The organism is Cruoricaptor ignavus (assembly GCF_900141665.1).
In the GTDB taxonomy this organism is placed as follows: Bacteria; Bacteroidota; Bacteroidia; order Flavobacteriales; family Weeksellaceae; genus Cruoricaptor; species Cruoricaptor ignavus.
This window is the reverse complement of record NZ_FQYI01000007.1, coordinates 98,001-122,162: the sequence shown is the minus strand read 5'-3', so window position 1 is coordinate 122,162 and position 24,162 is coordinate 98,001. Positions and strand designations below refer to the sequence as shown.

At 45.5% G+C, this 24,162-nt stretch carries 21 protein-coding genes and 1 pseudogene; 6 read left to right on the top strand and 16 right to left on the bottom strand.

Translation table 11 applies throughout. From position 1 onward, the window contains the following. The first annotated feature begins 68 nt into the window (after nt 1-68). Nucleotides 69-248 (top strand): hypothetical protein, encoded by a 180-nt coding sequence (locus BUB43_RS08195; RefSeq protein WP_073180045.1) that lies wholly within the window; start codon nt 69-71, stop codon nt 246-248. 80 nt (nt 249-328) lie between these two features. On the opposite strand, the gene BUB43_RS08190 is transcribed toward BUB43_RS08195, so the two are convergent. Further along, on the bottom strand, nt 329-874 hold the full coding sequence (locus BUB43_RS08190; RefSeq protein ID WP_073180043.1) for a hypothetical protein: 546 nt from the start codon (nt 872-874) through the stop codon (nt 329-331). Nucleotides 875-891: 17 nt separating this feature from the next. On the opposite strand from BUB43_RS08190, the gene mnmA reads away from it, so the two are divergent. The 3 genes from mnmA to BUB43_RS08175 are packed head-to-tail and all read left to right on the top strand — an operon-like array spanning nt 892 to nt 4,285. Beyond that, nucleotides 892-2,118 (top strand): tRNA 2-thiouridine(34) synthase MnmA, encoded by a 1,227-nt coding sequence (gene mnmA / locus BUB43_RS08185; protein ID WP_260200689.1) that lies wholly within the window; start codon nt 892-894, stop codon nt 2,116-2,118. 30 nt (nt 2,119-2,148) lie between these two features. Then, nucleotides 2,149-3,564, top strand: coding sequence for a sensor histidine kinase (locus BUB43_RS08180; RefSeq protein WP_073180042.1), 1,416 nt, complete (start codon nt 2,149-2,151; stop codon nt 3,562-3,564). A gap of 7 nt (nt 3,565-3,571) precedes the next feature. Next, nucleotides 3,572-4,285 (top strand): LytR/AlgR family response regulator transcription factor, encoded by a 714-nt coding sequence (locus BUB43_RS08175; protein WP_159430238.1) that lies wholly within the window; start codon nt 3,572-3,574, stop codon nt 4,283-4,285. 51 nt (nt 4,286-4,336) lie between these two features. On the opposite strand, the gene BUB43_RS08170 is transcribed toward BUB43_RS08175, so the two are convergent. From BUB43_RS08170 to BUB43_RS08155, 4 genes are read right to left on the bottom strand one after another with little or no spacing between them, the layout of a single operon-like run. Then, complete coding sequence (locus BUB43_RS08170; RefSeq protein WP_073180038.1) at nt 4,337-4,711, bottom strand: MliC family protein; 375 nt, start codon at nt 4,709-4,711, stop codon at nt 4,337-4,339. Between the two features lie 19 nt (nt 4,712-4,730). Next, the gene (locus BUB43_RS08165; protein ID WP_143154072.1) at nt 4,731-5,453 is read right to left on the bottom strand and encodes a hypothetical protein; all 723 of its coding nucleotides are present in this window, start codon (nt 5,451-5,453) and stop codon (nt 4,731-4,733) included. 17 nt (nt 5,454-5,470) lie between these two features. Continuing rightward, on the bottom strand, nt 5,471-6,415 hold the full coding sequence (locus tag BUB43_RS08160; protein WP_073180034.1) for a hypothetical protein: 945 nt from the start codon (nt 6,413-6,415) through the stop codon (nt 5,471-5,473). Nucleotides 6,416-6,436: 21 nt separating this feature from the next. Then, entirely contained in the window at nt 6,437-8,503 is a 2,067-nt protein-coding gene (locus BUB43_RS08155; RefSeq protein ID WP_073180032.1) for a TonB-dependent receptor, read from the bottom strand. 208 nt (nt 8,504-8,711) lie between these two features. On the opposite strand from BUB43_RS08155, the gene BUB43_RS08150 reads away from it, so the two are divergent. Next, complete coding sequence (locus BUB43_RS08150; RefSeq protein WP_073180030.1) at nt 8,712-9,209, top strand: superoxide dismutase family protein; 498 nt, start codon at nt 8,712-8,714, stop codon at nt 9,207-9,209. Nucleotides 9,210-9,221: 12 nt separating this feature from the next. Here the strand turns inward: BUB43_RS08150 and BUB43_RS08145 are convergent, their stop codons facing one another. From BUB43_RS08145 to BUB43_RS08125, 5 genes and pseudogenes are all read right to left on the bottom strand, one after another. After that, nucleotides 9,222-9,566, bottom strand: coding sequence for a YraN family protein (locus BUB43_RS08145; RefSeq protein ID WP_317615161.1), 345 nt, complete (start codon nt 9,564-9,566; stop codon nt 9,222-9,224). Nucleotides 9,567-9,605: 39 nt separating this feature from the next. After that, nucleotides 9,606-10,538: a S66 peptidase family protein gene (locus BUB43_RS08140; protein ID WP_073180026.1), complete on the bottom strand. Its 933-nt coding sequence runs from the start codon at nt 10,536-10,538 to the stop codon at nt 9,606-9,608. Nucleotides 10,539-10,654: 116 nt separating this feature from the next. Further along, nucleotides 10,655-11,293: pseudogene (locus BUB43_RS08135) on the bottom strand (LysE family translocator); the annotation flags it as partial. Nucleotides 11,294-11,376: 83 nt separating this feature from the next. Beyond that, nucleotides 11,377-13,530, bottom strand: a complete 2,154-nt coding sequence (gene rnr / locus BUB43_RS08130; protein WP_073180024.1) for a ribonuclease R — start codon at nt 13,528-13,530, stop codon at nt 11,377-11,379. Between the two features lie 25 nt (nt 13,531-13,555). Beyond that, nucleotides 13,556-13,984, bottom strand: a complete 429-nt coding sequence (locus BUB43_RS08125) for an RpiB/LacA/LacB family sugar-phosphate isomerase (RefSeq protein ID WP_073180022.1) — start codon at nt 13,982-13,984, stop codon at nt 13,556-13,558. Nucleotides 13,985-14,505: 521 nt separating this feature from the next. Between BUB43_RS08125 and BUB43_RS08120 the strand changes: the two genes are divergently transcribed. After that, a complete protein-coding gene (locus tag BUB43_RS08120; protein WP_073180020.1) occupies nt 14,506-15,696 on the top strand; it encodes a phosphoglycerate kinase in 1,191 nt (396 codons plus the stop codon). Nucleotides 15,697-15,798: 102 nt separating this feature from the next. Here BUB43_RS08120 and BUB43_RS08115 read toward each other — a convergent pair whose 3' ends face one another. The 6 genes from BUB43_RS08115 to BUB43_RS08090 are packed head-to-tail and all read right to left on the bottom strand — an operon-like array spanning nt 15,799 to nt 24,136. Then, the gene (locus BUB43_RS08115) at nt 15,799-16,626 is read right to left on the bottom strand and encodes a class I SAM-dependent methyltransferase (RefSeq protein ID WP_073180018.1); all 828 of its coding nucleotides are present in this window, start codon (nt 16,624-16,626) and stop codon (nt 15,799-15,801) included. Nucleotides 16,627-16,632: 6 nt separating this feature from the next. Next, on the bottom strand, nt 16,633-18,501 hold the full coding sequence (gene mnmG, locus BUB43_RS08110; RefSeq protein WP_073180016.1) for a tRNA uridine-5-carboxymethylaminomethyl(34) synthesis enzyme MnmG: 1,869 nt from the start codon (nt 18,499-18,501) through the stop codon (nt 16,633-16,635). A gap of 28 nt (nt 18,502-18,529) precedes the next feature. Then, the gene (gene ybeY, locus BUB43_RS08105; RefSeq protein ID WP_073180014.1) at nt 18,530-18,943 is read right to left on the bottom strand and encodes an rRNA maturation RNase YbeY; all 414 of its coding nucleotides are present in this window, start codon (nt 18,941-18,943) and stop codon (nt 18,530-18,532) included. 3 nt (nt 18,944-18,946) lie between these two features. Next, a complete protein-coding gene (locus BUB43_RS08100) occupies nt 18,947-21,106 on the bottom strand; it encodes a patatin-like phospholipase family protein (RefSeq protein WP_143154071.1) in 2,160 nt (719 codons plus the stop codon). Nucleotide 21,107: 1 nt separating this feature from the next. Continuing rightward, the gene (locus BUB43_RS08095) at nt 21,108-23,552 is read right to left on the bottom strand and encodes a bifunctional UDP-N-acetylmuramoyl-tripeptide:D-alanyl-D-alanine ligase/alanine racemase (protein ID WP_073180010.1); all 2,445 of its coding nucleotides are present in this window, start codon (nt 23,550-23,552) and stop codon (nt 21,108-21,110) included. Beyond that, complete coding sequence (locus tag BUB43_RS08090; RefSeq protein ID WP_073180008.1) at nt 23,549-24,136, bottom strand: thymidine kinase; 588 nt, start codon at nt 24,134-24,136, stop codon at nt 23,549-23,551. Before BUB43_RS08090 ends, BUB43_RS08095 begins: the two co-directional genes overlap by 4 nt. Nucleotides 24,137-24,162: the final 26 nt, after the last annotated feature.

Here is a 24,162-nt window from a genome sequence, read left to right as displayed (position 1 = left end):
AATTTTATTTCGGGGCCTTACGGTTTGGGAATATTTTTTGCTGATGCAGTTTACTAAAAGGTATTCAGATGAAAGCGAACAGGGTGATAGCAGTGGGCATTTTGGCAGGGTTTGTGGCTACGGCAGGTGTGATAATTTGGAAGAAGAATAACAAGGAGCTGCTCTACAAGAAATACTACGCCGATTTCCACAGGCTTTTCGAGCTAAGCAAGCCGGAAGAGCAGCACGGCTTAGAATACCTGCCCTGATATTTTCCATTTAATCAAAACAAAAACCGCCAACATTTGCTGACGGTTTTTTTAATTAAGTGCCTTTGTATTTTTTCAAATTAAATCCCAAACACCACCCCAAAAACCGGCGTGAATCCCGAACCGAATATCGAGGAGTCTTTTTTGTAAAGCACATTGTAGTAGGCGCCCACCTGTAGTGCCGCCTTGTTCCCGAGGCGCACATTGTATCCCGCACCCAGATTTAGCGTACCCTCGTCGCCATCGGTTTTGTAATCATAAACCTTGTCTTTCCAATTATAAAAATAATGCCTATAATCGGCGTGCAGGAAGAGATTCGGAAGTACATAGTAATTCGCAAAAGGCCCCACCCCGTACATAGAATGCGAATAATACTTGCCGCTCGCCCAGCCGGCACTGCCCATTAGCCCGGCTTCCAGCTCGGGGGATGCAAGGTATCCCACCCTCGGAGAAATGCTGATGCTGGTTCCATAGCCGCTACTACCTCCGGAAAGCCCAAAGCCGATGCCGCCGCCAAAAGTCCAGCGGCTCTCCTTCCCGGCTCGAACTGTAGGAGAAGAAACCGCCACCTGGGCGGATGCTGCACCGGCCGCCCACGCAAAAACAACGCAATAAAGTTTTTTCATAAAGTACCGAATTTTTGCTGAAGTTATTAAAGCGTAAATTTGCAAAAAATTTCCGGATGAAAATTGTGGTCGGGCTTTCTGGCGGTGTAGATTCCAGCGTGGCAGCCTACCTTCTGAAACAGCAGGGGCACGATGTGATTGGGCTTTTTATGCGAAACTGGAACGATGCTTCCGTAACGCTGGAAGACGAATGCCCGTGGATTGAGGACAGCAACGATGCGCTTCTTGTGGCCCAGAAACTCGGCATACCCTTCCAGGTTATCGATATGAGCGCGCTGTACAAAGAGCGCATCGTGGATTATATGTTTGCCGAATATGAGCGCGGAAGAACACCGAACCCTGATGTGCTGTGCAACAGGGAAGTGAAGTTTGATGTATTTCTGCAAACGGCCTTATCGCTTGGCGCTGAGAAGGTGGCCACAGGGCATTATGCGCAGGTTACCAGCTCTTTCGATGATAATGGTGAGGAAATTTTTCATCTTTTGGCGGGAAGGGATGCGAACAAAGACCAGTCGTATTTCCTTTGCCAGCTAAGCCAGCAGCAGCTTTCGAAATCGCTGTTTCCGATAGGGCATCTTTCGAAGCCGGAAGTTCGGGAAATAGCGCGGGAAGCAGGGCTTGCCACGGCGGAAAAGAAAGATTCCCAGGGGCTTTGCTTCATTGGGAAAGTAAGTTTGCCCGAATTTCTGAAACAGCAAATCGCGCCGAAAGAAGGAGAAATCGTGGAAATCTTCCCGGATTTTGAAGCCTATCACCAGCCTTTGCCAGAATTTGAAAACAAGCGTGAAGAGCTGGAATTTCTCTCGGCGAAAATTCATTACGATAAGTCTGACGGGAAAGTTATCGGCAAGCATCAGGGCGCGCAGTATTTCACGATTGGGCAAAGCAAGGGCCTTGGAATTGGCGGGCACAAGGGAAGCTGCTTCATCATTTCGCGCGATATGCAGCACAATATTCTGTTCGTTGGCGAAGGCAGAAATTTCCCAGGGCTTTTCCGTAAAGCATTGAAAATCAATAACGATGAAGTGCATTGGGTGCGTGAAGACTTGTGCCTTAAACCCGGCGAAACGATGGAAGTTTTAGCGAGAATAAGATACCGGCAGCCATTGGAAAAGGCGGTGCTTTATCAGTTTGAAGACGCCTTCTATATTGAGTTTGAAAATCCGCAAAGCGCGATTGCCGAAGGGCAATTTGCCGCGTGGTACCTCGGCGAGGAATTGCTGGGAAGTGGGGTTATTGCCTGATTATTAATTAATTACAGCCTTGTCTCAGCAATGCATTTTTCCAAAAAAATAATCTTTGCAGGGGGCGCAGGCATTATTGCCATTTTTCTCACTTTGGCGCTCTACGCGGTGTATTTCTCTCAGCAAACCGTGCGGAAAGTTCGTATACAAAACATTGAAAACGAGGCACATATCAACTCTGAAATGCTGCGCCACGAAATTCACAACCTGCTGGAACTGCCCCGCCAGATCCATTTTGCCATAGAAAATTCCTGGCAGAACAATGGGCAAATCCGTGATACCGAGCTACAGCCACTCCGGAACATCCTCGAGGCCAATCCCAATTTTTTAAATGCCACACTCTGCACGCCGGGTGGGAAGAATTTTGTCCTGAAAGGAAGGGGTTTTGAAGCGGAAAAATTGAATTCAACCCCTGCCGTATCCGTGGTACCGCCAAGCACCCTGAGATACAAAACCGCCGGTCCGCAGGCCTCTTTCTTTGTCTATGACATTTCTTTGGAAGAACTGAACCGCCACCTCGCAGAGAACCACCTGGGAAGCGATCAGCAGGCGGTTGTAATGCTCGGGAGCGGACAAATCCTCTTCTCGGAAAAGCCCGACGAGTGGGGCAAAATCCTCCCGAAAAATGCAGAATTTGAATGGCAGGGCCCTATCCGCACCGATCTCCCGGAGCCTCTGATTCTCTACCTGAAATTCTCCCCGGAAAAAATCAGCCGCGGCTCCGGGCAGATTTCCCTGATGCTGTACGGCGTATCCGCGCTGGCGCTCCTTGTGCTTGTGATGCTGTATCTTTTTTACCAGAGAAACCTTTCCAGGGAGCGCAGCGTGAGCTATCGGCTCTCTGAGAAAAACCAGCAGCTACAGCTGGAAAACGAGCGTCGCCTGAAGGAAAATGCGCTGCTCCAGCTGCAGCAGATCGAGACGCAGATTAATCCTCATTTCCTCTTCAACAGCCTGAATTCCCTAAAGGCGCTGATAGAGACGGAATCCCCGAAATCCAATGAATTTTTGCAAAAACTTGCCGATGTATACCGCTATGTTCTAAAAAATAATGAAGGCGCGCTCGCAGAGATTTCAGATGAGATTCAGTTTGTTGAGGAATATTTTTACCTTCAGAAGATCCGCTTCGGCACGGCGCTGGAAATGGAAATTTCCGGTAATTTTGAGCGGGGGAAAATCCCCTTCCTCTCGCTTCAGACTCTGGTGGAAAATGCCGTGAAACACAATGCGCTATCGAAAAACCTACCCCTGAAAATCGAAATCCGCTCCGATGGAGAAAGGCTAACGGTAAAAAATAATTTAAACCCAAAAAAGAATTCTCCGGATGCCTCCACGGGGATCGGGCTGGAGTACATCGCCAATATCTACCGCTTCCACGGCAGGGGCGGCTTTGGGTTTTTGGAAGAAAATGATTATTTTGTGGTTTTTGTTCCCTTAATTTTTTGATATGGAAATGAGAGCCTTAATTGTTGAAGACGAAGATTTGGCATCGGATTTATTATTGAATATCCTGCAAAACCAGCAGATTATTGAGTTTTATGAAATCCGCAGGGCTGACAGCTTTGAATCTGCAGCGGGCATTCTTGCCAATTTTATTCCGGATGTCATCTTCCTTGATATCCAGCTGGGCGACGGCACCGGCTTCGATCTTCTCGATACTATGCAGCCACCAGCCCCCGTGGTGTTCCTCACGGCGCACGAGGAATACGCTCTTAAGGCGCACAGCTACAACGCTTTAGGCTATATTACCAAGCCATTCGACAGGGGCAGCATATACAAACTTCTCACAAAGATCGGTGCGCGGCAAAAATCGGCTGCGCGCACTCAGCGGCGCTTCCTTGTTTCGGAAGGGAGCAAGATGCTGAGCCTCAAGGAGAGCGAGATTGCCTACTTCTATGCCGAGGGGAAGAATCTGTTTATCCACAGTATTTCCGGGGATACCTACCTCTACGGCAGCACGCTCGGGAAGGTGGCGGAGAGCCTGGATCCGAGACTTTTTTTCAAGATAAACCGGAATGTATGCCTGAATATCGAGGCGGTTTCGGAGGTGCACAGATATTCCGGGCAGCGGCTCTGCGTGGTGGCAGTGCCGCCCTTCCCGCAGGAGGAGATGGGCATAGTAGCGAAGGCTTCTCTTGCAGATTTCAAGCATTGGCTGAACCATTGACAAAAAAACTGCTCCCGAAAAGGGAGCAGACAAGGTGGAATTTCCTGCAGGTTAGTGTATCTCGCGTCCTTTCACGAGGGTTTCCTCTCCTTTCCCGAACTCGAATTCGCCCTGGTGCGTCCAGAAGAAATAACCTTCTTTGTCCGTAAATTTTGCACCGCTTGCAGATTGTGCGGTCTGCATTTCGTAGGTTTTTCCCTCTGCTTCGTTGGTTACTCGCGCGGTGCCCTGGTCAGGGTTGTACACCGCGTGAAACCTCGTACGCCCGTCTTCGCTCTGGTAAGCCATTTCGTTTGTGGTTGCTGGCGCTGCCTGAGTTTCCGTCACGGACGCGCTACCGGTTTCAGTGGTCATCGATTCTGATTCTTTCTTTGCGCAGGAGGACAATGCAACTGCCGCTGCGAGCGCCATCATAAAGTTTTTCATAAAAAATTTAGTTAAAATATTAAAGATCCCAAGGGATGTTGTTCTGGAATTCCAAACTGTATGCCGCTTTTTCCTCCGCCTTTGTATATTTTAGAATCATTATCGGCGAGTTCTTTTCTGCGGAGCTGTTAGAAATATAGGGTTTGGGGTTGTTTTTCCAGATGATTTCCCCGTTTACTTTTTTTTGAGGATTTCCCAGCTCGCGAATGAAGGTCTCATAATCTGGCACTTCCTCGTAATATCCCAGATCGTAGTTATAAAGCGTAAACTCGCGCGGCTTCCCCGCCGGATCGAGTTTATTTAGGCGGCTGTGGAAATAATCGAACACCTTTTTATAATCGGCTTCCGCAGCGTTGCTTCCGTCCTGATTTACGGGGTGGATCCTTATGCCGGATGTGCCCCTGTACCTCTGAACCGGGTTGCCGTACTTTACATTCCTATCGGTATCCACGAATTCTATTCTGTACCTTTTAAACGGTGATGCAGGGTTTTCAGCAAAGTAATGATTCCAGTCACCATAAGATTTTTCGGAAAAGGCTACCTTGTGCTCTATAAGCTTTTGCTTGAAAACTCCTTCTTCCGCGCCCATCATTTTGTAGAGTACTGGCAGCTGCATTGTGGCGAGCGTTTGCGGCGCATTTTCATCGAAGCCTGCTGCAGGCGCATCATCGTCCCTGCCGCAGGATATTACCGTGAATGGAACGCCAAGGGACAGCGTTGCCCATAGCAAAAATCTTTTCATATTTATATATTTATTTATCACATCCAGAAACCAGCGCTCTCGTCGTGTTCTGTTTGCAGATATTTTTTTACTTCTTCAGGAGAGATTTTATAGTAATCCGCTATTTCTTTTACATATTTTTCATAAGACTCCGGCGTGCCATCCAGGCTGAAATCTGCCACTACTACGAAAGGCACCGTCTGGCTAAAATCCGTTGTCCCGCTCGCAAGCAGAGATTCTGCCGGGCTATTGGCAGGGTACCAGGTTCCATTGTTGGCATATTTCGGGGTGAAAAGGTGCGCGAAGCGGATCTTCATGTCGAACCTTACGCTGCCTTTTGTGAATTTAAAATAGCCCTTCAGCCCCACGGCATCGTTCAGAAGTTGGGTTTGCTGTGTGGTACCAGGGATGAATTCGCCTTTCATCAGGTCTATAGGGTCGGTATCGCGGTAGGTATAGCTGTAGAGATTGGTGATGTAGCTGCTGCCCTGTGCATCTGTGGTGGCACCGGTTTTCAGGTCGGAGAAGGATTTTGTAGTAAAAAAGTGCTGATGCACAGGCAGCATTTCCTTGGTTACAAACTGGCTGTTCATCCGCTCCCCTTTGGCATTGTAATAATTGATCTCCATAGAGTAGCCCCAGAAGCCCGCCTGCACCACCACCGGCGATTCCCCGGGCTGAAGTATTTTCCCGTTTTCATCCTTGCGGACGATGTTCTTATTAGCATCCAGCTCGAAGGTAAATTTCTGGATTTTTGGTAAAATTGGCGTCTTCCCGCTGTTGGCGTGGAAATCATCCTTGTGAAAATGCCCCTCCCTAACGATGAATTCCACCTTGGCCCAGGTATCGTGCCCGCCGCCATTATTCTCGTTAGTCGGTGGCGGTACGCTTTCCTCATCGCTGCGGCACGCGGAGAGCGCCAGCGTCATTACCATCAGCAGCCAGGCTGCGAGCATTCTGCAAAATCTTTTTCTTGTGTTCATAATTGAAAATTGTTTTTGGTTTTAAAAATTAAAGCTTACCCGGAACTGCAGATTCCTGCCCATCTCGTGGGCAAAATACCGGAACCGGTTGGTGTAGTCCTTATAAAGTTTATTGAAAAGATTATTCGCCTGCAGCGAGAGCGCCATATCGTCCTTCCGGAAGGTGCTCACCTGCGTGCCGATGCCCGCCCCGAAAAGGTGGTAGCCCGGCGGAGAATCCGGCAGCAAGTCTGTTTCTGCGCTGAACCTGCGCTGCTTATTCACCCACTGGTGCTCCAGCCGGAGCCAGCCTCCCCGCAGATTGGTGAGCCTATCCAAGCTGAACTCTATGTTCTGACTGAGGCGCTCCGGGGAAATGTTCGGAAAATAAAATTCCTCCGTCCGGTTGTCCGCATACACAGATGAAAACACCGCCTGATATTTTACCCTCTCCGAAATCTGAAATCTCAGCTCCGCATCTGCACCTTTCAGCAGCGCATCCGACTGCCGGTACACGAATAGCGGGAACAGACCGCCCCAGGTGTTTTTGTATTCGCCGGTGGGCATTTCATAGATGAAGCCGTCGATTTTTTGCAAAAAACCTTCCGCGGAAAGGTAGAGCCTGCCCGTTTCGTACTGCAGCCTGGCAGTCCATTTTAGGCCTTTCTCAGTTTTGAGATTTTCATCTCCCAGAAGGTAGAGCGCGCTGCCGTGATCCAGCCCGTTGCTGAAGAGCTCCACCGCCTCCGGCGCACGCCAGGCTTTGCCAATGCTGGTGGCTGCGGAAAAGCCATTGCCAAACAGCCGCTGGATGCCAAGATCGTAGCTGATGCTGCTGTAATCGCGCTGGCCACCGTAGTACTCGCCGTAGCGGTTGTAGCCCGCCGCGCTGAAGTCCTTAAAATCATAGCGGATGCCGCCCGTAGCCACCCAGGAATTTTTTCTGAACTCCTCCGAGAGCCACACGCCGGCATTATTGGAAACAAAATTGGGGAGGATGGAATTCACGCCCGTACCGGGGATGTTGAAGTTTTTCTGGTGAGAATACGCCACCCCCGCCCTGGTTTTAAAATTCTCAAAGAAAACCCTCTCGTAGTCCAGCGTGCCGGAGTGTGTTTCCAGCTCCACATCCAGCACCGGGCGGTCGGCAAGGGGTCCCGTACGCCGGTCGAATTCCTTGCGGTGGTTTTCCTGATAGGCATAATTAAATTCTGTCTTGCCAAAAGGCCGGTCGCTTTGCAGGGAAAATTTTGCAAGATGATGGTTCACTTTCTGGTTGGGCGCCTGGATCTCAAATCCCTGCGGAAACACCACGGGCGGCCTTCCAAGGCGGAGCCGCAGATTCCAGTCATCTGCACTGCCAATCCTTGAACCCATAAAAACGCCGAGGTTTGTGGAGAACTGGCTGTAGAAAACCTCTGCCGTTTCATAAGGCATTTTATAACCCAATGCTCCGGAAAAATTTAGCTCCCTCGCTGCCGTATTATTCACATAATAGTCTGCGGTTTTGTAGTCGCCAAGGCGTTTCCCGCTGCCCTGGACGCGCCAGGCAAATGCGCCCGCGGCACCGTGCAGCATCAGGTTACCACCAAATCCGGAGTTGTTGGATTGCCCTACCATTCTCGCATTTCCTCCGATTTTCTCGCCAAAAAAAGGCAGGGGGCGGTTCTTCATCACGATTACTCCTCCCAGTGCGTTGGACCCGTATCGCACGGCATCGGAGCCTTTTATTACCTCGATCTGGGAGGCAAGATTCGGGTCTATTTCCGGCGCGTGGTCGCTGCTCCAGAGCTGGCTTTCCAGTTTTATTCCATTGTTGATAATGGCTATGCGCTGGTTGGTAAGTCCCTGAATTACAGGCTTGGAGATATTGGCGCCGCTCTGCAAAATATTCACTCCTGAGAGCTGTTTCAAGACATTGGCGAGGTTCTCTCCGGAAGCATTTTCCAGCTGCCTACCGGAGGTAATTTCTGAATTTTTTGGCTGCCGCAGTATTCTGCTTTTGCGGATTTTTACACTGTCGATCTGCGTAATTTTTGTTTCCTGGGCCTGCAGCCTGCCAAGGCTTAGCACCACGATAGCAACCAATATTTTTCCTTCGATGTTCATTCTCTGAAAATCCTCACAAACTTAGTTTTGGAAGTAATTTAAAAAAAATGGATTGGAGTGAAATGGAGGATTGGCGGTGTGGATAAAGAAAATAATGGCTCGGAAAAAAATGAATAAATGCGGGAGTTTTTCTAAATTTTTATAAATAAAATTTCCTTTTTAAATCTGCATAATTTTTGCTTTCTAAAAATCACTAAATATTAAAACTATGAAAAATCCAATTCTGATTGCAGCGGCTGCGTTGCTTTTGGCATCGTGCGGAACTTCGAAAAATTACCAAATTCTGTCAAAATCTGGAACGCAAACGCAGGGAACGGCGAAATTCACGCAAAGTGGCGAGAAAGTTTCGCTTGCCTTGAATGTGAAAAATCTGACACCGGGAATTCACGCGGTGCACATCCACGAAAAAGGCGACTGCTCTGACCCGAAGGCTGAAAACGCCGACGGACACTGGAACCCAACTTCCGAAAAGCACGGCAAATGGGGACACAGCGAGTTTCACAGCGGCGATATCGGCAACCTGACTGCTGATAACAGCGGCAATGCGAAACTGAATTTTTCAACTGATAAATGGTGCCTGGGATGCAGCGATGAGCAGCGCAACATCATCGGCAAAACGCTGATTATCCACGAAAAAGCGGACGATTTCCACACCCAGCCTACGGGTAATGCCGGCGGAAGAGTGGGCTGCGTGGAAATCAAGTAATTTTCTCTGAATTTAAACCGCATCGATGCTTTCAAATGCGGCTTCGATGTGGTTTATTTCCAAATTTCCGGTTGTGCTCGGCATCACGGTAATGATGTCGAACCTTGCCGTTTCTTCGGCGTCGATGCTTTGCAGAAAGGCATCTGCCGCAGAAATGATGCGTCTCATTTTCCCTTTCGTTACGGCTTCCTGCGGTTCCATCATTGCATTGTTCATCCGCGCTTTCACCTCGGCAAACACGATTTCGCCAGCCTTTTTGCAAACGATGTCGATTTCCGCTTTTTGAAAACGGAAATTCCGCGAAAGAATTTTGTAACCCAGCTTCTGCAGGAAATCGCAGGCCATATCTTCCGCCATTTTACCGAAATCGTTGTGAGAAGCCACGGTTTAAATTGATTAATTAGGGTAATTGAATTCTGCCTTTTTGCCGACTTTCATGCGGATCATTCCTCCGATGATGATTGGGCGATTTTCGAAAATATGGCCGTTCGGAAACTGAAACGCTACGGGAAAATCATACTTTTGCAACCGATGGTGTATAAGCTCGTAAGCCTTCTCATCAAAGCTGCTTTCGTAATTTTCGTTGGATTTTTCATCGCCCATATTAATCATTCCACCGACAATCAAACCGCTAATTTTCCTGAAAACACCAGCCAATTCCAGCGCCATCAGCATTCTGTCCAGCGTATAATACTTCTCACCGATATCTTCCAGAAACAGAATTTTATCCTTGAAATCAAAGCTGTATTTGGTACCTAAAAGCGCATAAACTAGCGCAAGGTTTCCCCCAACTAAAATGCCGTTCGCTTCACCTTTTTTATTGAATGGATGATCATCAACTAAAATTTTAGTTGAACCGCCTTTTAGGATTTTAAAAATTTCTTCATAGCCTTCCTCACAAACGCCGAAACTTGAAGTTTTTAAGGTTTGTCCATTCACTGAAGCAAAACTTTTTTTAAGTAAATAGCTGTGAATCACCGTGTTATCAGAATAGCCGATGTACCATTTCGGATTTTGCTTAAAATTTTTGAGCGAAATTTTTTGCAATAAATGCTGACAACCGTAGCCACCTCTTGTAGCCCAAACGGCCGAAATTTCCTCATCATTTAGCGCCCAATTCAAATCGTGAAGCCGCTCTTTTTCCGTGCCGGAATATGGATAGCCGTTCTCAAATTTTCCCAGTGCAAATTTCCCTAAAACTGGCTCAAAACCTTTGGCCTCAATCATTTCCAAGCCTTTGGCAATCTGCGATTCTTCCACAAATCCAGCGGGCGAAATCACGGCGATTTTTGCACCGTTCTTAATAGGTTTAGGATGTTGTATTTTCATTGATTATCAATCTGTTGCAGCGTTTCATCTTCACCAAGCGGTTCTGTTTCTGTAGTTTCTGCTTCTTGCTTTTTTGGCGAGATTACAGTTTCATTTCCTGCCTTTTTCTTTTTCTTCTTTTTAATTTTTACCGGCGTTTTTTCCGCCTTTTCCAACTGTTTATCAAAAGTGTTAAAGCGTTTATAACTTTGGATGAAAATCGTAAAGCTGAAGAGAATCAAAATCACGCCAACACCTTTCCTGAAGGCGTTTGCAATCTTGTCCGTCAGTTTGTAGTGGAATTGCTTGGCAAGTTTTATTTTCAGAAAATCGATGCTCAGAAAAGTGAGAATCACGATGCTGATGTACAGGAAAAAATTTTCCGGATCAGGATATTGATTGCGCACAGTAATTACGGTGACTAGCCAAAATAAAATTACGCTAATGTTTAACCCATTGAATAAGAAGCCGTTAAGAAAGGTGCGGAAGTAATTTTGCGCGATTAATCTTTCTTCGTTCGGGATGTGCATTTTCACTTTGGTGAGCATCATCACCACGCCGTAAATGAAGACCAGCAGCGCTGTGATACGATAAAAACCGGGATAAGTATCTATAAGGTGTACGATATCCTTGCTGGCGTAATATGCCAGGATGATGCAGACGATATCTGCCGTCACCACGCCAAAATCCAGCGCTAAAGCATGTTTTGGGCCTCTCGTAAAACTCGTTTCGATGAGCAGGAAAAACATTGGCCCGACGAAAATCAGGCTTAGCATAATGCCTAAAACTACCGCAGATAATACTAATCCCTCCACTAATTTTCTTTAAAACTAAATTTTTAGTTTAAGCTAATTTTTTATCAAACTTCAATTCGGAAGTCCAGCTGCTTCGCCACAAGATTAGCCTTCATCACCTTGATTTTCACCTTATCGCCAAGCTGATATTGATTACCTGTTCTTGCACCAATCACCGAATAAGTTTTCGGGTCAAACTGGTAGGAATCGTCCATCAAATCGCGCAATTTAATCAAACCTTCGGCACCGTTTTCAGGAATCTGCACCCAAAAACCGAATTCCGCAACGCCAGAGATCACGCCCTCGAAAACTTCTCCGAGGTGCTTTTCCATAAATTTCACCTGCATAAATTTTATGGAATCACGCTCTGCATCGGCTGCTAGTCTTTCCATTGCAGAGCTGTGTTTCGCTTGATCCTCGATTTCATCGCGGTTTACAGATTTTCCGCCGTCCAGATAATGTTGTAAAAGGCGATGCGCAATGATGTCCGGATAGCGCCTAATCGGCGATGTAAAATGCGTATAAAACTCGAAACCAAGGCCGTAATGCCCGATAGGCTCCGTGCCGTACACTGCTTTGGCCATACTTCGCATCGCCAGCGTTTCTATCATATTTTCCTCGCCTTTTCCCTTCACATCGCGCAAAAGCTTGTTCAGGCTTTCGGTAGTCCGTTTGGAATTTGAAATGTTCATTTTGTAGCCAAAGGTGGACACAAATTCCTGCAATGCCGCCAGCTTTGTAGGGTCCGGATCATCGTGGATGCGGTAGATGAAGGTCTTCTCACTGCGCTGGTTGTTGCTTTTCAGCGAAACGAATTCCGAAACTTTTCGGTTGGCCAGCAGCATAAATTCCTCCACCAGATGATTGGAATCTTTGCTGATTTTGAAATAAACGCCTACAGGCTCGTTGTTTTCGTCCAGATTAAAGCGCACTTCGCTTCGGTCGAAAGTTACCGCGCCGTTTTTAATCCGTTCTTCACGCATAATTTTCGCCAGCCTGTCCATCACCAGAATTTCCTGTGCCAAATCACCCTGCCCGGTTTCAATCCTTGCCTGGGCTTCTTCGTAGGTAAATCTTCTGTCCGAATGCGTAACCGTTTTGCCGAACCACTGCTTCACGACTTTGGCATTATCATCAATTTCAAAAACCGCCGAGAAGGTGTACTTGTCTTCGTTCGGGCGAAGCGAACACACATCGTTGCTAAGGACTTCGGGAAGCATAGGCACCACCCTATCCACCAGATAAACCGAGGTTGCGCGCTTAAAGGCCTCAGCATCCAGCAGCGTTCCAGGCTTTACATAGTGCGATACATCGGCAATATGCACGCCGATTTCCCAGTTGCCATTTTCCAGCTGCCGTATCGAAAGCGCGTCGTCAAAATCCTTGGCATCTTTCGGGTCAATCGTGAAGGTGAGAATTTCGCGCATATCACGGCGTCGCGCAATTTCTTCCGGGCGGATTTCCCTATCAAGCTCGTTGGCCTCGCGCTCTACATCGGCCGGAAATTCATACGGCAGGCCGTATTCAGCCAGTATGGAATGGATTTCCGTTTCGTGCTCACCGGACGAACCAAGCACCTCGATGATTTCGCCTTCCGGATTTTTTTCGCCTCTTTTCCAGGCGGACATTTTCACGACGACTTTCTCGCCATCTTTTGCACCGTTGATTTTATTTTTCGGGATGAAGATATCCGTGTTTATTTGCTTTTTATCGCAAATCACGAAGCCGAAATCTTTATGCTTGATGAACTGAAAAGTGCCCACAAATTCGCTGCGGCTGCGTTCCAGAACTTCCAGCACGGAGCCTTCTATGCGCTTGCCTTTGTAGTGATAGGTCACGATGAGAACGGTATCGCCCTGCAGAGCATCCTTCACATTTTTCGAGTGGATGAAGATGTCGTCCTCCAGGCCATCCACCTTCACATAGGCGTTTCCTGTCTGGTTGAAATCGATGATGCCAGTCAGCGTGCCGTCTATTTTCAGGTTAAGCAGGTACTTCCCTTTTTCGACTTCCTTTATCGTGTCATCGGCTCTTAGCTTGTGCAGTGCCTGTACTACCTGCTCTCTTTGCCGCGGATTTCTGTAATCAATGCCATCGGCAATTTGTTTGTAATTATAAATTTTCGTCGGGTTCTCGTTCATAAAACGGGTAATCAGCCGCCCGATTTCGCGCAGCTTATACTCGTTTTTCTGAGAAATATATCGTGATTTTTTTGGCATCGAAATAATAAACTAAATTTTTAGTTTAAAAACAAATTTTCCTTACGCGTTCGTTATGCCTGCCGCCCTCAAATTCTGTGCTAAGGAATTTTCTCACAATTTCCAGGGCGAATTCTTTTGCTATAAATCTTGCCGGAATTGCCACCATATTACAATCATTGTGCTGGCGCGAAAGTTCGGCAATATCCGGCATCCAGGCCAAGGCACAGCGTATGCCCTGATGCTTATTGGCGCTCAGCTGCACGCCCTGTCCGCTTCCGCAAATCAGGATTCCGAATTCATTTTCGCCGTTTTCTACAGAAGTTGCTGCAGGATGCACGAAATCCGGATAATCCACAGAATCAATACTTTGCGTACCGAAGTCCTGTATTTCAAATTCCGCGGAAAGTTCCTTTTTCAGAAATTCCTTGTATTCAAAGCCTGCGTGGTCGGCTGCTATTGCGATTTTCCTCATTGCGTTCGTTTATGTACAAATTTAAGTTTTTTAGCAATAACCGCAATTGAATATAATTTGTTGATAGTACAGATGATTTGATGTGGAAAACTTTGCGCAAAATTTTCTTGCGCCGTTAACATTTAATTCATATTGGAAACTTTTTCCGGCTCTCAAGGAATTTTTTTGACGGAATTTTTAGCGATGATATTCCAGCAAAATTCACAGCGCTTTCCTTCGCAAAAGGTTTTCCAAAGCTTATTCACAATTGTTGATAAACCAGAAATCCCGCTCATTTTCAATGCGTTGCAATGTGAATAAATCGTGAACGCAATGTAAACCAAATGTTACGAAATTCCCGAAAAAACTTTTCCCAAATTTCACACCGCATTACAACATTTACAATTTCTTTCTTTCTAAAATTTAAAAAAAATTGTTGATTAATATCGCTGTACCTCTGTTGAAATTTTTCGGGCAAAGAATTTTTTTTCAGGCACGGAAAGCGTAAATTTGCTAAAGTCAAATCCGCAAAATTCAATCTTATGAAAACCATCCAAAATTACGATTTCAACGGGAAAAAAGTGCTTGTGCGCGTAGATTTCAATGTGCCGCAAGACGATAATCTGAAGGTGACCGATAATACGAGAATTGTAGCTGCGAAGCCAACTATCGAGAAAATCCTGAACGACGGCGGTTCTGTAATTTTGCTTTCGCATCTTGGCAGGCCAAAGGGCGAAGTTTCCGATAAATTTTCGCTGAAGCACATAGTTTCCGAAATTGAAACCGTGCTTGGAGAACCTGTGAAGTTCTGTGAGGAATCTACCGGTGATGCTGCAGTAAAATGCGCGGAAGAATTGCAGCCGGGCGAAGTGCTTTTGCTTGAAAATCTGCGCTTCCACAATGAAGAAGAAAAAGGCGACAAATCTTTTGCCGAACAGCTTGCGAACTTGGGCGATGCCTATGTGAATGATGCGTTTGGAACGGCTCACAGGGCGCACGCTTCCACAGCCATTATCGCTGAGTTTTTCCCAGAAACTAAATTTTTCGGTGAACTGATGTCCAAAGAACTCCAGGCGATTGATAAAGTGCTGAACAGCGGTGAAAAGCCAGTGACAGCCATTATCGGTGGCTCTAAGGTTTCGTCAAAAATTACCATTATTGAGAATATTTTGCCAGCAGTTGACAACCTGATTATTGGAGGCGGTATGGCGTTCACCTTCATCAAGGCAAAGGGGGGACATATCGGAAATTCTTTGGTGGAGGAAGATAAAATGCAGTTGGCGCTTGAAATTTTGGAAAAGGCAAAAGCTCAAAATGTGGAGGTTCATTTGCCGGTGGACAGTGTGATTGCTGATGATTTCAACAATGATGCTAAAACTGATGAGGTGGACATTTACGAAATTCCGGAAGGCTGGATGGGCTTGGATGTTGGCCCGAAAACCCGTGAACTTTTCCACGATGTGATTTTGAAATCTAAGACTATTTTGTGGAACGGACCGGTTGGCGTTTTTGAAATGGAGAATTTTTCTGCAGGAACTAAATCTTTAGGTGATGCGATTGCAGAGGCTACCAAACTTGGCGCGTTCTCGCTTGTTGGCGGTGGAGATAGCGTGGCTTTCGTGAAGCAGAATAAATACGAGGACAAGGTTTCCTATGTTTCTACGGGTGGTGGCGCGATGCTTGAAAGTTTGGAAGGTGTGGAATTGCCAGGCATCAAAGCGATCAACGGTTGATATTTATTTATATAAATATTTATAAAATTATTCCGCTATTTCTTGTAGCGGAATTTTTTTGCTCGAAAATTGGCTTTCAGAAACAGGCTAAAAATCGGATAACTAATTTTTTTCGATAAAGTATATCAGACTTGAAAATTCGCCGGATTTTACCGCCTTAAAATTCGAAATTGCACCCATCGTCATCCCAAACAGGGGAAAAAATGGATTTTTCCGATATTTTTCACTCAGTATCGAAACATAGAATGCATCAAAATGCAATGGTTTCACTTTTGTGATTTTTAAATTTTTCCGCGAAAGAATATTCTGCATCCCTTCCTGCGAAAAATGGAAAAGGTGCCGTGGAACATCGTAGGCCGCCCAGTATTTTCCGTAGAATTTAGCATCGTAAGATTTGTAATTCGGAAGCGCGATAATCAGTTGGCCAGAATCCTTCAGCTTGCTCTTAAAAATCTCAAGCATTTTTCCCGGATTTTCTAGATGCTCAAATACATGCCAAAGCGTAATGGCATCCAGACTAAAATTTTCCAGTGCTTGAATATCAGAGATAAATTGCGCAGATTTGGCTTTTTGTTTTGCAATTTCCCGAGCTTTTTCATTTGGTTCGAAGCCAATCATTTGAAAATCATCCTTGCAAAATTCCAAAAAATCACCGGCACCACAACCATAATCCAAAACTTTAGCATTTTGGAAAAGCATCGCTGCTAAAAGATTTCGTTTATAATTCAGATTAATTTTCTGAAAGTATTTATAAATTTTTTCCTTGAAGCTTTTGCTGTCCTGGTTGTGCGAAATGTAATTTTTGCTGTCGTAATATTTTCCCAAATCTTTAGGCTCAGGCAGTGTCTTTAGTACGCCCGGAATCTGAGTTTCTGTAATTTCAAATTCTTCCTGAGTCAGAAAATAGTCTTTCAGTTGTAAATGTTTCACGTGAAACTATTTATTAAGGTAGATGAGCAAAACATTAATATCAGCCGGCGAAATACCGCTAATTCTCGATGCCTGAGCAATGCTCGCAGGTTTAATTGCAGAAAATTTCTGCTTCGCTTCGGAAGATAATGAGGTAATTTGTGAAAAATCAAATTCCGCAGGAATTTTGATGTTTTCCAGTCGTTTCAGTTTATCCACATTTTCCCGCTCTTTATCAATGTAGCCTTTGTACTTAATGTTTATTTCTGCCTGTTGCTGCGCTTCTGCATCGTAATTTTCCAGTTCATTTCCAATTTCGGAAATCTCTGAAAGCTTCTGTAAATCGATGTTTGGTCGAGTTAAAAATTGTGAAGCTTTGTAAGCCTGATCCACCGGATTACTCTCATTAGCTTCCAAAATCGGATTGATAACATTCGGTTTCAGCGACAAATCCCGCAGGAAATTTTCCAGTTTCTGGCTGTTTTCCAGCTTCTCTTCTACCCTTCTCATCCTTTCTTCGCTCGCCAAACCAAGCCTATAAGATTTTCCCGTCAAACGAATATCCGCATTATCCTGCCGTAAAAGCAGGCGATATTCCGCGCGCGAAGTGAACATACGATAAGGCTCTTCTGTACCTTTCGTAATAAGATCGTCGATGAGTACGCCAATGTAGGCTTCATCCCTACTCAGCACAAATTCTTCCTTTCCGTGAATTTTGTTGTGAGCATTAATTCCGGCCATCAACCCTTGCCCCGCAGCTTCTTCATATCCCGTTGTTCCGTTGATTTGGCCTGCAAAATACAGGTTTTCTACAAGCTTGGTTTCCAGGGTATGTTTTAACTGTGTTGGCGGGAAATAGTCGTACTCAATTGCATAGCCAGGACGGAAAATCTTCACATTTTCAAATCCGGGAATTTGGCGCATTGCTTTTGCCTGAATCTCTTCCGGCAATGATGAATTAAAGCCGTTCACATAAATTTCCACGGTTTTCCAGCCTTCAGGTTCCACAAAAAGCTGGTGACGGTTTCTATCCGAAAATCTGTTAATTTTATCTTCAATCGAAGGGCAATATCTTGGCCCAGTGCTTTGGATGGTACCGTTAAACATCGGGCTTCTTTCAAAACCTTCACGAAGAATATCGTGCACGGTTTCATTGGTGTAAGTGATGTAGCAACTTCTTTGCTCCTTCAATTTTGGCGTATCTAAATAACTGAACTTCAATGGATTATCATCGCCTATCTGCTCATCCATTTTAGAATAATCTAGGCTTCTGCCGTCAACTCTTGGTGGCGTACCGGTTTTCATTCGTCCAGCGTCAAAGCCTAAATCTGTAAGTTGTTCGGTCAATCCATAGGCCTTTGGCTCGCCCATTCTTCCGCCGCCAAATTGCTTCTCACCGATATGAATTAAGCCGTTCAAGAAAGTACCATTCGTAAGAATTACCGACTTTCCATAAATCTTGACGCCCATTGAAGTTTCCACACCAGCTACCCTATTTCCTACCAAAATCAGTCTCTTCACCATATCTTGGAAGAAATCCAGATTTGGTGTTTGTTCTAATGCTAAGCGCCATTCTTCGGCAAAAAGCATTCGGTCGTTCTGTGTTCTGGGCGACCACATTGCCGGTCCTTTGGAAAGGTTCAGCATCTTGAATTGTATCGCCGATTTGTCGGCAATAATACCACTGTAACCGCCCAATGCATCGATTTCCCGTACAATCTGCCCTTTTGCGATACCACCCATAGCAGGATTGCAGGACATTTGCCCGATGGTTTGCATATTCATCGTCACCAAAATCGTTCTGGAACCAAGGTTGGCAGCGGCGGCAGCAGCTTCACAGCCAGCGTGACCTGCCCCAACTACGATGACATCATATTTTTCTGAAATAACACTCATAAAATAAAAAATGTTTCACGTGAAACATTTAAAAATCCAATTGAGATAAGTAAAAATCTTCTTTCTGCCGCATTAAAATTTGCTCGTCGTCAGATTTGTCTTTGTATCCACACAAATGTAGGATGCCGTGAGCCAATACCCGATGAAATTCTTTTTCATAATCTGCGTTTTGCTGTGCGGCGTTATCCTCAATGCGCTGCAAAGATACGAAAATGTCGCCCGATATAATTTTTCCACGAACATAATCGAAAGTAATTATATCTGTGTAGTAATCGTGCTTGAGAAAATCCTGATTCACCTTCAGTAAATATTCATCATCGCAAAATATGTAGGAAATTTCGCCAGGCTTCCTCCCTTCTTCGATGATAATCGATTCCAGCCAGCTTTTAATACCTTTAGCCAGCTTGAACTCTGGTATTTCTTCAAAGTGAAAAGTAATCATAATTTAAAACCAATGACCCATTATTACACTGAATACGCCATTATATCCACTGTTCAGCGGCTGAGAAAAATCCACCCTAATCTGCCCGAACGGCGACCGGTAACCTCCGGAAATGCCAACGGAGTGATGAGATATCCGCAACACTTTTTTCATATCGCTGCCGGCAAATAAATTGGCGAGGGAGTAATGACCTGTAGCAAAGAAATTTCGTGCAAATTCTACCTGAAGACTGTTTTTAAATGAAAACAAATTATCAGTAGCAAGATCGCCAAAGCGGTATCCTGTAAAGGAGGTGAAAGTACCCAAAGGCTGCCCGATGACCGCCCCCGGCCGGAAGAGGTAAAAATGCGGTGCCTCTTTGCCGAGTGAAATGCCCGCAAAAGTATCAAGTGAATAGGTAAAAACTCTGGAAAGCGGGAAAAAAGCTCTAAGATCCAGGGTAGTCTGCAGAACCTCGTCCGACGAGTTAGAAAATATATCCAGATAGCGTGCGCCGGCATCCAAATAGAGACCCCGGGTGGGGAAATCTTTCTGATCGCGCGTATCACTTTTGATAAAAAAGTAAGGATTAAAGTAATTGTGGGACTTGTTGCCCTGCCATCCTGGTGCGGAATTTATTTCATAATAATCGTGGCTTAGGCCGCCGCCGATCGCATACCGGTCCAAGAATGTTGATTGCAGAAAGGCATTATTCCGTACCCAGCCCCACTTTTCCTTGATGTCGTTCTGCGAGTTTTTCAACTGAAGTTTAAAGCCTGTGGAGCTTACACCAAAGCCCGGAAAATAGCCATTGTCAATAAAATAATTGAAGTAATATCTAGGCTGATCCCCAATGATGAAGTCTGCGGAAAGAATAGCATTGCGGAAAAGTACACGCTTGCCCGTGGCATTGATAAGCAGACCGGTTTTAAAAACATCGTCATAATGCAGGCCGAATTTCAGGAACAGCCTCGTGTCATCCTCCTGAAGCTCCAGGTGCAGCGTACTTTCAGAACCTCTTTTTTCAAGGTCATAATTGATGAATTCATAATTGCCTGTGGTGTAAAGCTTATCAATTTTCTCGTTAATCTGTGGATAAGAAAGCTGCTCTGGGAGTTTAAGATTCATCTTCCCAAGCACATAATTTCTGCCGAAAATATTATTGCCCTCCATTACCACATCCTGTATCGGGTACCGCGCGTCCCTATCCGGGACTATAATCTTGTTGAGATTATTTCCTCGTTTCGGGAGCTTGTCGAGAATTTCGGCATATTTCAGCCCTTCCCTGTATCCTTGGGTCAGTAGTAATTCTTTTTCTCCGAAATCGGCAGAGGTCTTGTTCTTTAAATCGGGTTTTATGTTGATGTCGGTAAAGCCATACTGCCGCTGCGTTTCCCTCTGTATCTGGAAATCTATGACCTGGTTCAATATGTCTACCACAGAATTGAGCTCCTCCCGGGTTGACAGTTCTTGGCTAAGATCAACGCCAATTACGATATCCATGCCCTTCTTTTTAAGATGTTCCGAAGGATAATTCACAGTGATTGCACCATCGATATAAATGCTGTCGCCAATTTTCACCGGATCCATAAGTGAGGGAAATGCGGAGCTCGCAAGGATGGCAGAAGGCAGATCCCCGCTTTCGAAGACCCGCATTTTACCGGTTTCTGCATTCGTGGCTACACACAGGAACGGTATGGGCAATTGGGAAAAATCCTCCGTTTCTGATACATGATGAAGAAGCTCCCGAAGTTTATTACCCATTTTCTGCCCTTTGGCTACAGCTTTTGGTACGGCGTTAAATTTACCGTTTTTATAAGGCACCGTCAGCAGATATTTGTCATTTCCTTTGTTATAAAAGGTGTTTTTGCCCCACTCCTTTTCATTAAGGATGAGGTCAAAAAAATCCGTATCCCGCACCACTTTCTCAATTTCCTTGGCGCTGTAGCCACTTGCGTACAGCCCACCCACAATCGAGCCCATACTCGTGCCGGAGATATAATCCACCTTCACGCCCAGGGAGTCCATTACCTTCAGCACGCCTACATGCGCGAATCCTTTGGCGCCGCCGCCTGCCAGAGAGAGACCGATCTTAGCGTCTGGCGGTATACTGAGCGGTTCCTTCACCTGAGAAAAAAATCCGGAGGAGACGAAAGCAAAAAAAATAAACAGAAATTTTTTCATTTTAATCTTTGATGTAAATGCGTTTTACTCTTGAAGAAATGGATGTTAAAACTTCGTAAGGTATTGTATCACAATAATTTGCAAAGTCTTGGAGCGACGGCTCATTGTGAAAGATGATGACCTCATCACCCTCCCCCGCGGCAGCATCGCCGAGGTCTATCATCAGCATATCCATACACACGGAACCTACGATGGGGCAAAGTTTGCCACCTACGGATACACTGCCTTTACCCCCGCTCAGCGAGCGGCGAATTCCATCTGCGTAGCCCACTGGGATAGTGGCGATTCTCGTTTCTTTCGCAGCGGAGTATCTTCTGCCGTACCCTACGGTTTCGCCGGGTTTTAGCACCGATATCTGAGAGATTACTGTCTTGAACGCCGCTACCGGCTGCAGCTCATTCTGGAGCAGTCTGTTGGCAGAAATTCCATACATACCAATTCCAAGCCTTGCCATATCATACTGATATTCAGGGAATAAGCTAATTCCGGCGCTGTTGCAGATGTGGCGCATAGGCCTGTAGCCTAATTCCTCGCTTAGCTTTGCGGACATCCGTTCGAAATTTTTTGCCTGAAAGTGGACGAAACCACTTTCCTCGGGCATATCCGCGGTAGCAAAGTGGCTGAAAATACTTTTCACCACCACATTTTTAGTCTTTAGCAGCGCTGCGAGCTCCATAAGTTCCTTTTCCTCAAAGCCAAGGCGGTTCATCCCTGTTTCTAGCTTGATGTGTACCGGGAATGCCTCCTGAATCCCTTTTTCCGCCAAAGCCTTCGAAAAAAGCTCCAGCACGCGAAAGCTGTAGATCTCTGGCTCCAGCCCAAAATCAATTACAGTACCATAACTGTGCTGTTCGGGATTCATTACCATAATGGGTACCGTAATGCCTTTTTTCCGCAGTTCCGCGCCCTCGTCTGCGAACGCAACACCCAGATAATCAATATGATGATGCTGAAGAAATTCCGAAATTTCGAAACTACCTACTCCGTAGGCATTGGCTTTTACCATTGCCATTAGCCTGGTTTCCTGGCGCAGGAAGTCACGGTGGCGGTTGATATTGTGCAGCAGGGAATTAAGGTTTATTTCCAAAACTGTATCGTGCTTCTGCAGCTGGAGGAATTTTGAAATATCTTCCATCCGGAATTTCCTTGCGCCTTTAACAAGGATCAGTGAGTGGGAAATGAGCGTAAGGATTCCGCTTTGCAAAAGAGCTTGTGTGTCTGGGAAAGAATGGCTATCAGCAATGAGGCCGTGCTGGTATTTAGGAAATTCTTCGCCCACTAAAATAATTCTGCTGAAACTTTGAGCGTTGATTAATTTAACGATTTCCGGATAAAATTTTTCCGGAGACTGGACTTCTGCAAAATCGCTGATGATCAAAATTTTGTTTTCATTCTGATACTCCTGAAGTGACTGAAAAGCAACGGATAAAGAGTCCCTATCCAGCGTGTAAGAATCATTAATTATTAGGTTCCTGCGTATTCCTTTCACGCTCTCCATCCGCATTTCTATTGGACGAAGCTGAGAAATTTTTTGAGAAATTTTTTCTGGAGAGAAATTAAAATAATTTAATATTCCTGCGATGATAAGAACATTGCAAAGAAATTGGTCATCCTTGTAACAGATTGGTAATGAGAGTTTAACCTTAAAATTATTAATTACAATACAGATTGTTTCATCTGCGGCTTTTATCGGGTAAATGTCATTCTGGGGTGATAAACCGAAGCTAATAATTTTTTTTCTGCCGAATTTTCCTCGAACTGCTGCAGTGATTCGTGAATCATCTCCATTGTAAAAAATGACTTTTGAATTCTGAAAGAGTTTTATTTTTTCTTCTACATGTTGCTCAAAACTCTGAAAATGAGACGAGTGAGCGAAGCCAACATTCGTAAGCACCCCAATTTCTGGCTGCAGCACTTCTTCCTGCAATTCCATTTCGCCAGGTTGAGAAATCCCAACCTCGAAAATTCCTAGTTGATGTTGGGCATCCGCAAGGAGGATGGATAACGGCAGACCAATTTGAGAATTATAGCTTTTAGGACTTTTCACGGTGCGGAACTCTGGCAGCAGGCATTGGTACAGCCATTCTTTCACGACTGTTTTCCCGTTGCTTCCGGTAATTCCGATCTTCGTCATCCTAGAAAAATTATTCAGATGGGCTATTGCAAGCCGGCGAAGAAACGAAATTGCATCGTTACATTTTATCCATGTAATGTCCTGATTATCAATTTCTAAACTCTCAGAAATAATAACCTTGATACCCTTAGAAACAGCATCGGTGATAAATTTTTCTCCGGAATTCCGAGCCGTCCGTATAGCAATAAAAGCAGTTTTTTCAGAAGAGAAAATGCTTCGGCTGTCAATCGCGATATTTTCTATGACTAGTTCCGCATCCCCGGCAAACTGCGAATTGGTCAGCTCAGCGAGTTCTCTTACGCTGTACTTCATCCCCTTTTAGTTTTTACTTCCTTTACAAAAATTTTCCGGCTCACGGCTTCATATTTTTCGGTTTCCCCCAGCTCCACCAGTTGGTTGCCACCGCTGACTCTCATCGAGTAATTTGCCAAATTTCCTGTCCGCCTGCAAATCGCGTGAACCTTCGTCACATATTCTGCCGTTGCCATCAGGTAAGGCATCGGGCCGAAAGGGCGGCCTAAAAAATCCATATCCAAACCTGCAATTACCACGCGTATTCCGCTGTCTGCCAATGTGTTAGCTATTTCCACAATGCTCTCGTCGAAGAACTGCGCTTCATCAATTCCTACTACTTCACAATCGCTCGCCAAAAGCAAAATTTCGTTCGGCGAATGCACCGCCGTGGAACGGATTTTCGTCTGGTTGTGTGAAACCACATTGCTTTCATCATACCGGGAATCGATGCTCGGCTTGAAGATTTCCACGCATTGTCCCGCCATTTCGGCGCGCCGCAACCTGCGTATCAGCTCCTCGGTTTTTCCCGAAAACATTGAGCCGCAAATGACTTCCATCCAGCCGCTCTGCTTGCTGTGGTTTATTGTATTTTCTAAAAACATTTGCTATTTTAGCCGTAAAATAATCT

Excerpts from the sequence above, each read along its gene's own strand:
- BUB43_RS08180 (WP_073180042.1), top strand. The coding sequence starts at position 2,149 with ATGCATTTTTCCAAAAAAATAATCTTTGCAGGGGGCGCAGGCATTATT.
- BUB43_RS08160 (WP_073180034.1), bottom strand. The coding sequence starts at position 6,415 with ATGAACACAAGAAAAAGATTTTGCAGAATGCTCGCAGCCTGGCTGCTG.
- BUB43_RS08125 (WP_073180022.1), bottom strand. The coding sequence starts at position 13,984 with ATGAGGAAAATCGCAATAGCAGCCGACCACGCAGGCTTTGAATACAAG.
- BUB43_RS08165 (WP_143154072.1), bottom strand. The coding sequence starts at position 5,453 with ATGAAAAGATTTTTGCTATGGGCAACGCTGTCCCTTGGCGTTCCATTC.
- BUB43_RS08195 (WP_073180045.1), top strand. The coding sequence starts at position 69 with ATGAAAGCGAACAGGGTGATAGCAGTGGGCATTTTGGCAGGGTTTGTG.
- rnr (WP_073180024.1), bottom strand. The coding sequence starts at position 13,530 with ATGCCAAAAAAATCACGATATATTTCTCAGAAAAACGAGTATAAGCTG.
- mnmG (WP_073180016.1), bottom strand. The coding sequence starts at position 18,501 with ATGAGTGTTATTTCAGAAAAATATGATGTCATCGTAGTTGGGGCAGGT.
- ybeY (WP_073180014.1), bottom strand. The coding sequence starts at position 18,943 with ATGATTACTTTTCACTTTGAAGAAATACCAGAGTTCAAGCTGGCTAAA.
- BUB43_RS08100 (WP_143154071.1), bottom strand. The coding sequence starts at position 21,106 with ATGAAAAAATTTCTGTTTATTTTTTTTGCTTTCGTCTCCTCCGGATTT.
- BUB43_RS08150 (WP_073180030.1), top strand. The coding sequence starts at position 8,712 with ATGAAAAATCCAATTCTGATTGCAGCGGCTGCGTTGCTTTTGGCATCG.
- BUB43_RS08120 (WP_073180020.1), top strand. The coding sequence starts at position 14,506 with ATGAAAACCATCCAAAATTACGATTTCAACGGGAAAAAAGTGCTTGTG.
- BUB43_RS08140 (WP_073180026.1), bottom strand. The coding sequence starts at position 10,538 with ATGAAAATACAACATCCTAAACCTATTAAGAACGGTGCAAAAATCGCC.
- BUB43_RS08155 (WP_073180032.1), bottom strand. The coding sequence starts at position 8,503 with ATGAACATCGAAGGAAAAATATTGGTTGCTATCGTGGTGCTAAGCCTT.
- BUB43_RS08170 (WP_073180038.1), bottom strand. The coding sequence starts at position 4,711 with ATGAAAAACTTTATGATGGCGCTCGCAGCGGCAGTTGCATTGTCCTCC.
- BUB43_RS08145 (WP_317615161.1), bottom strand. The coding sequence starts at position 9,566 with ATGGCGGAAGATATGGCCTGCGATTTCCTGCAGAAGCTGGGTTACAAA.
- BUB43_RS08175 (WP_159430238.1), top strand. The coding sequence starts at position 3,572 with ATGAGAGCCTTAATTGTTGAAGACGAAGATTTGGCATCGGATTTATTA.
- BUB43_RS08090 (WP_073180008.1), bottom strand. The coding sequence starts at position 24,136 with ATGTTTTTAGAAAATACAATAAACCACAGCAAGCAGAGCGGCTGGATG.
- BUB43_RS08190 (WP_073180043.1), bottom strand. The coding sequence starts at position 874 with ATGAAAAAACTTTATTGCGTTGTTTTTGCGTGGGCGGCCGGTGCAGCA.
- BUB43_RS08095 (WP_073180010.1), bottom strand. The coding sequence starts at position 23,552 with ATGAAGTACAGCGTAAGAGAACTCGCTGAGCTGACCAATTCGCAGTTT.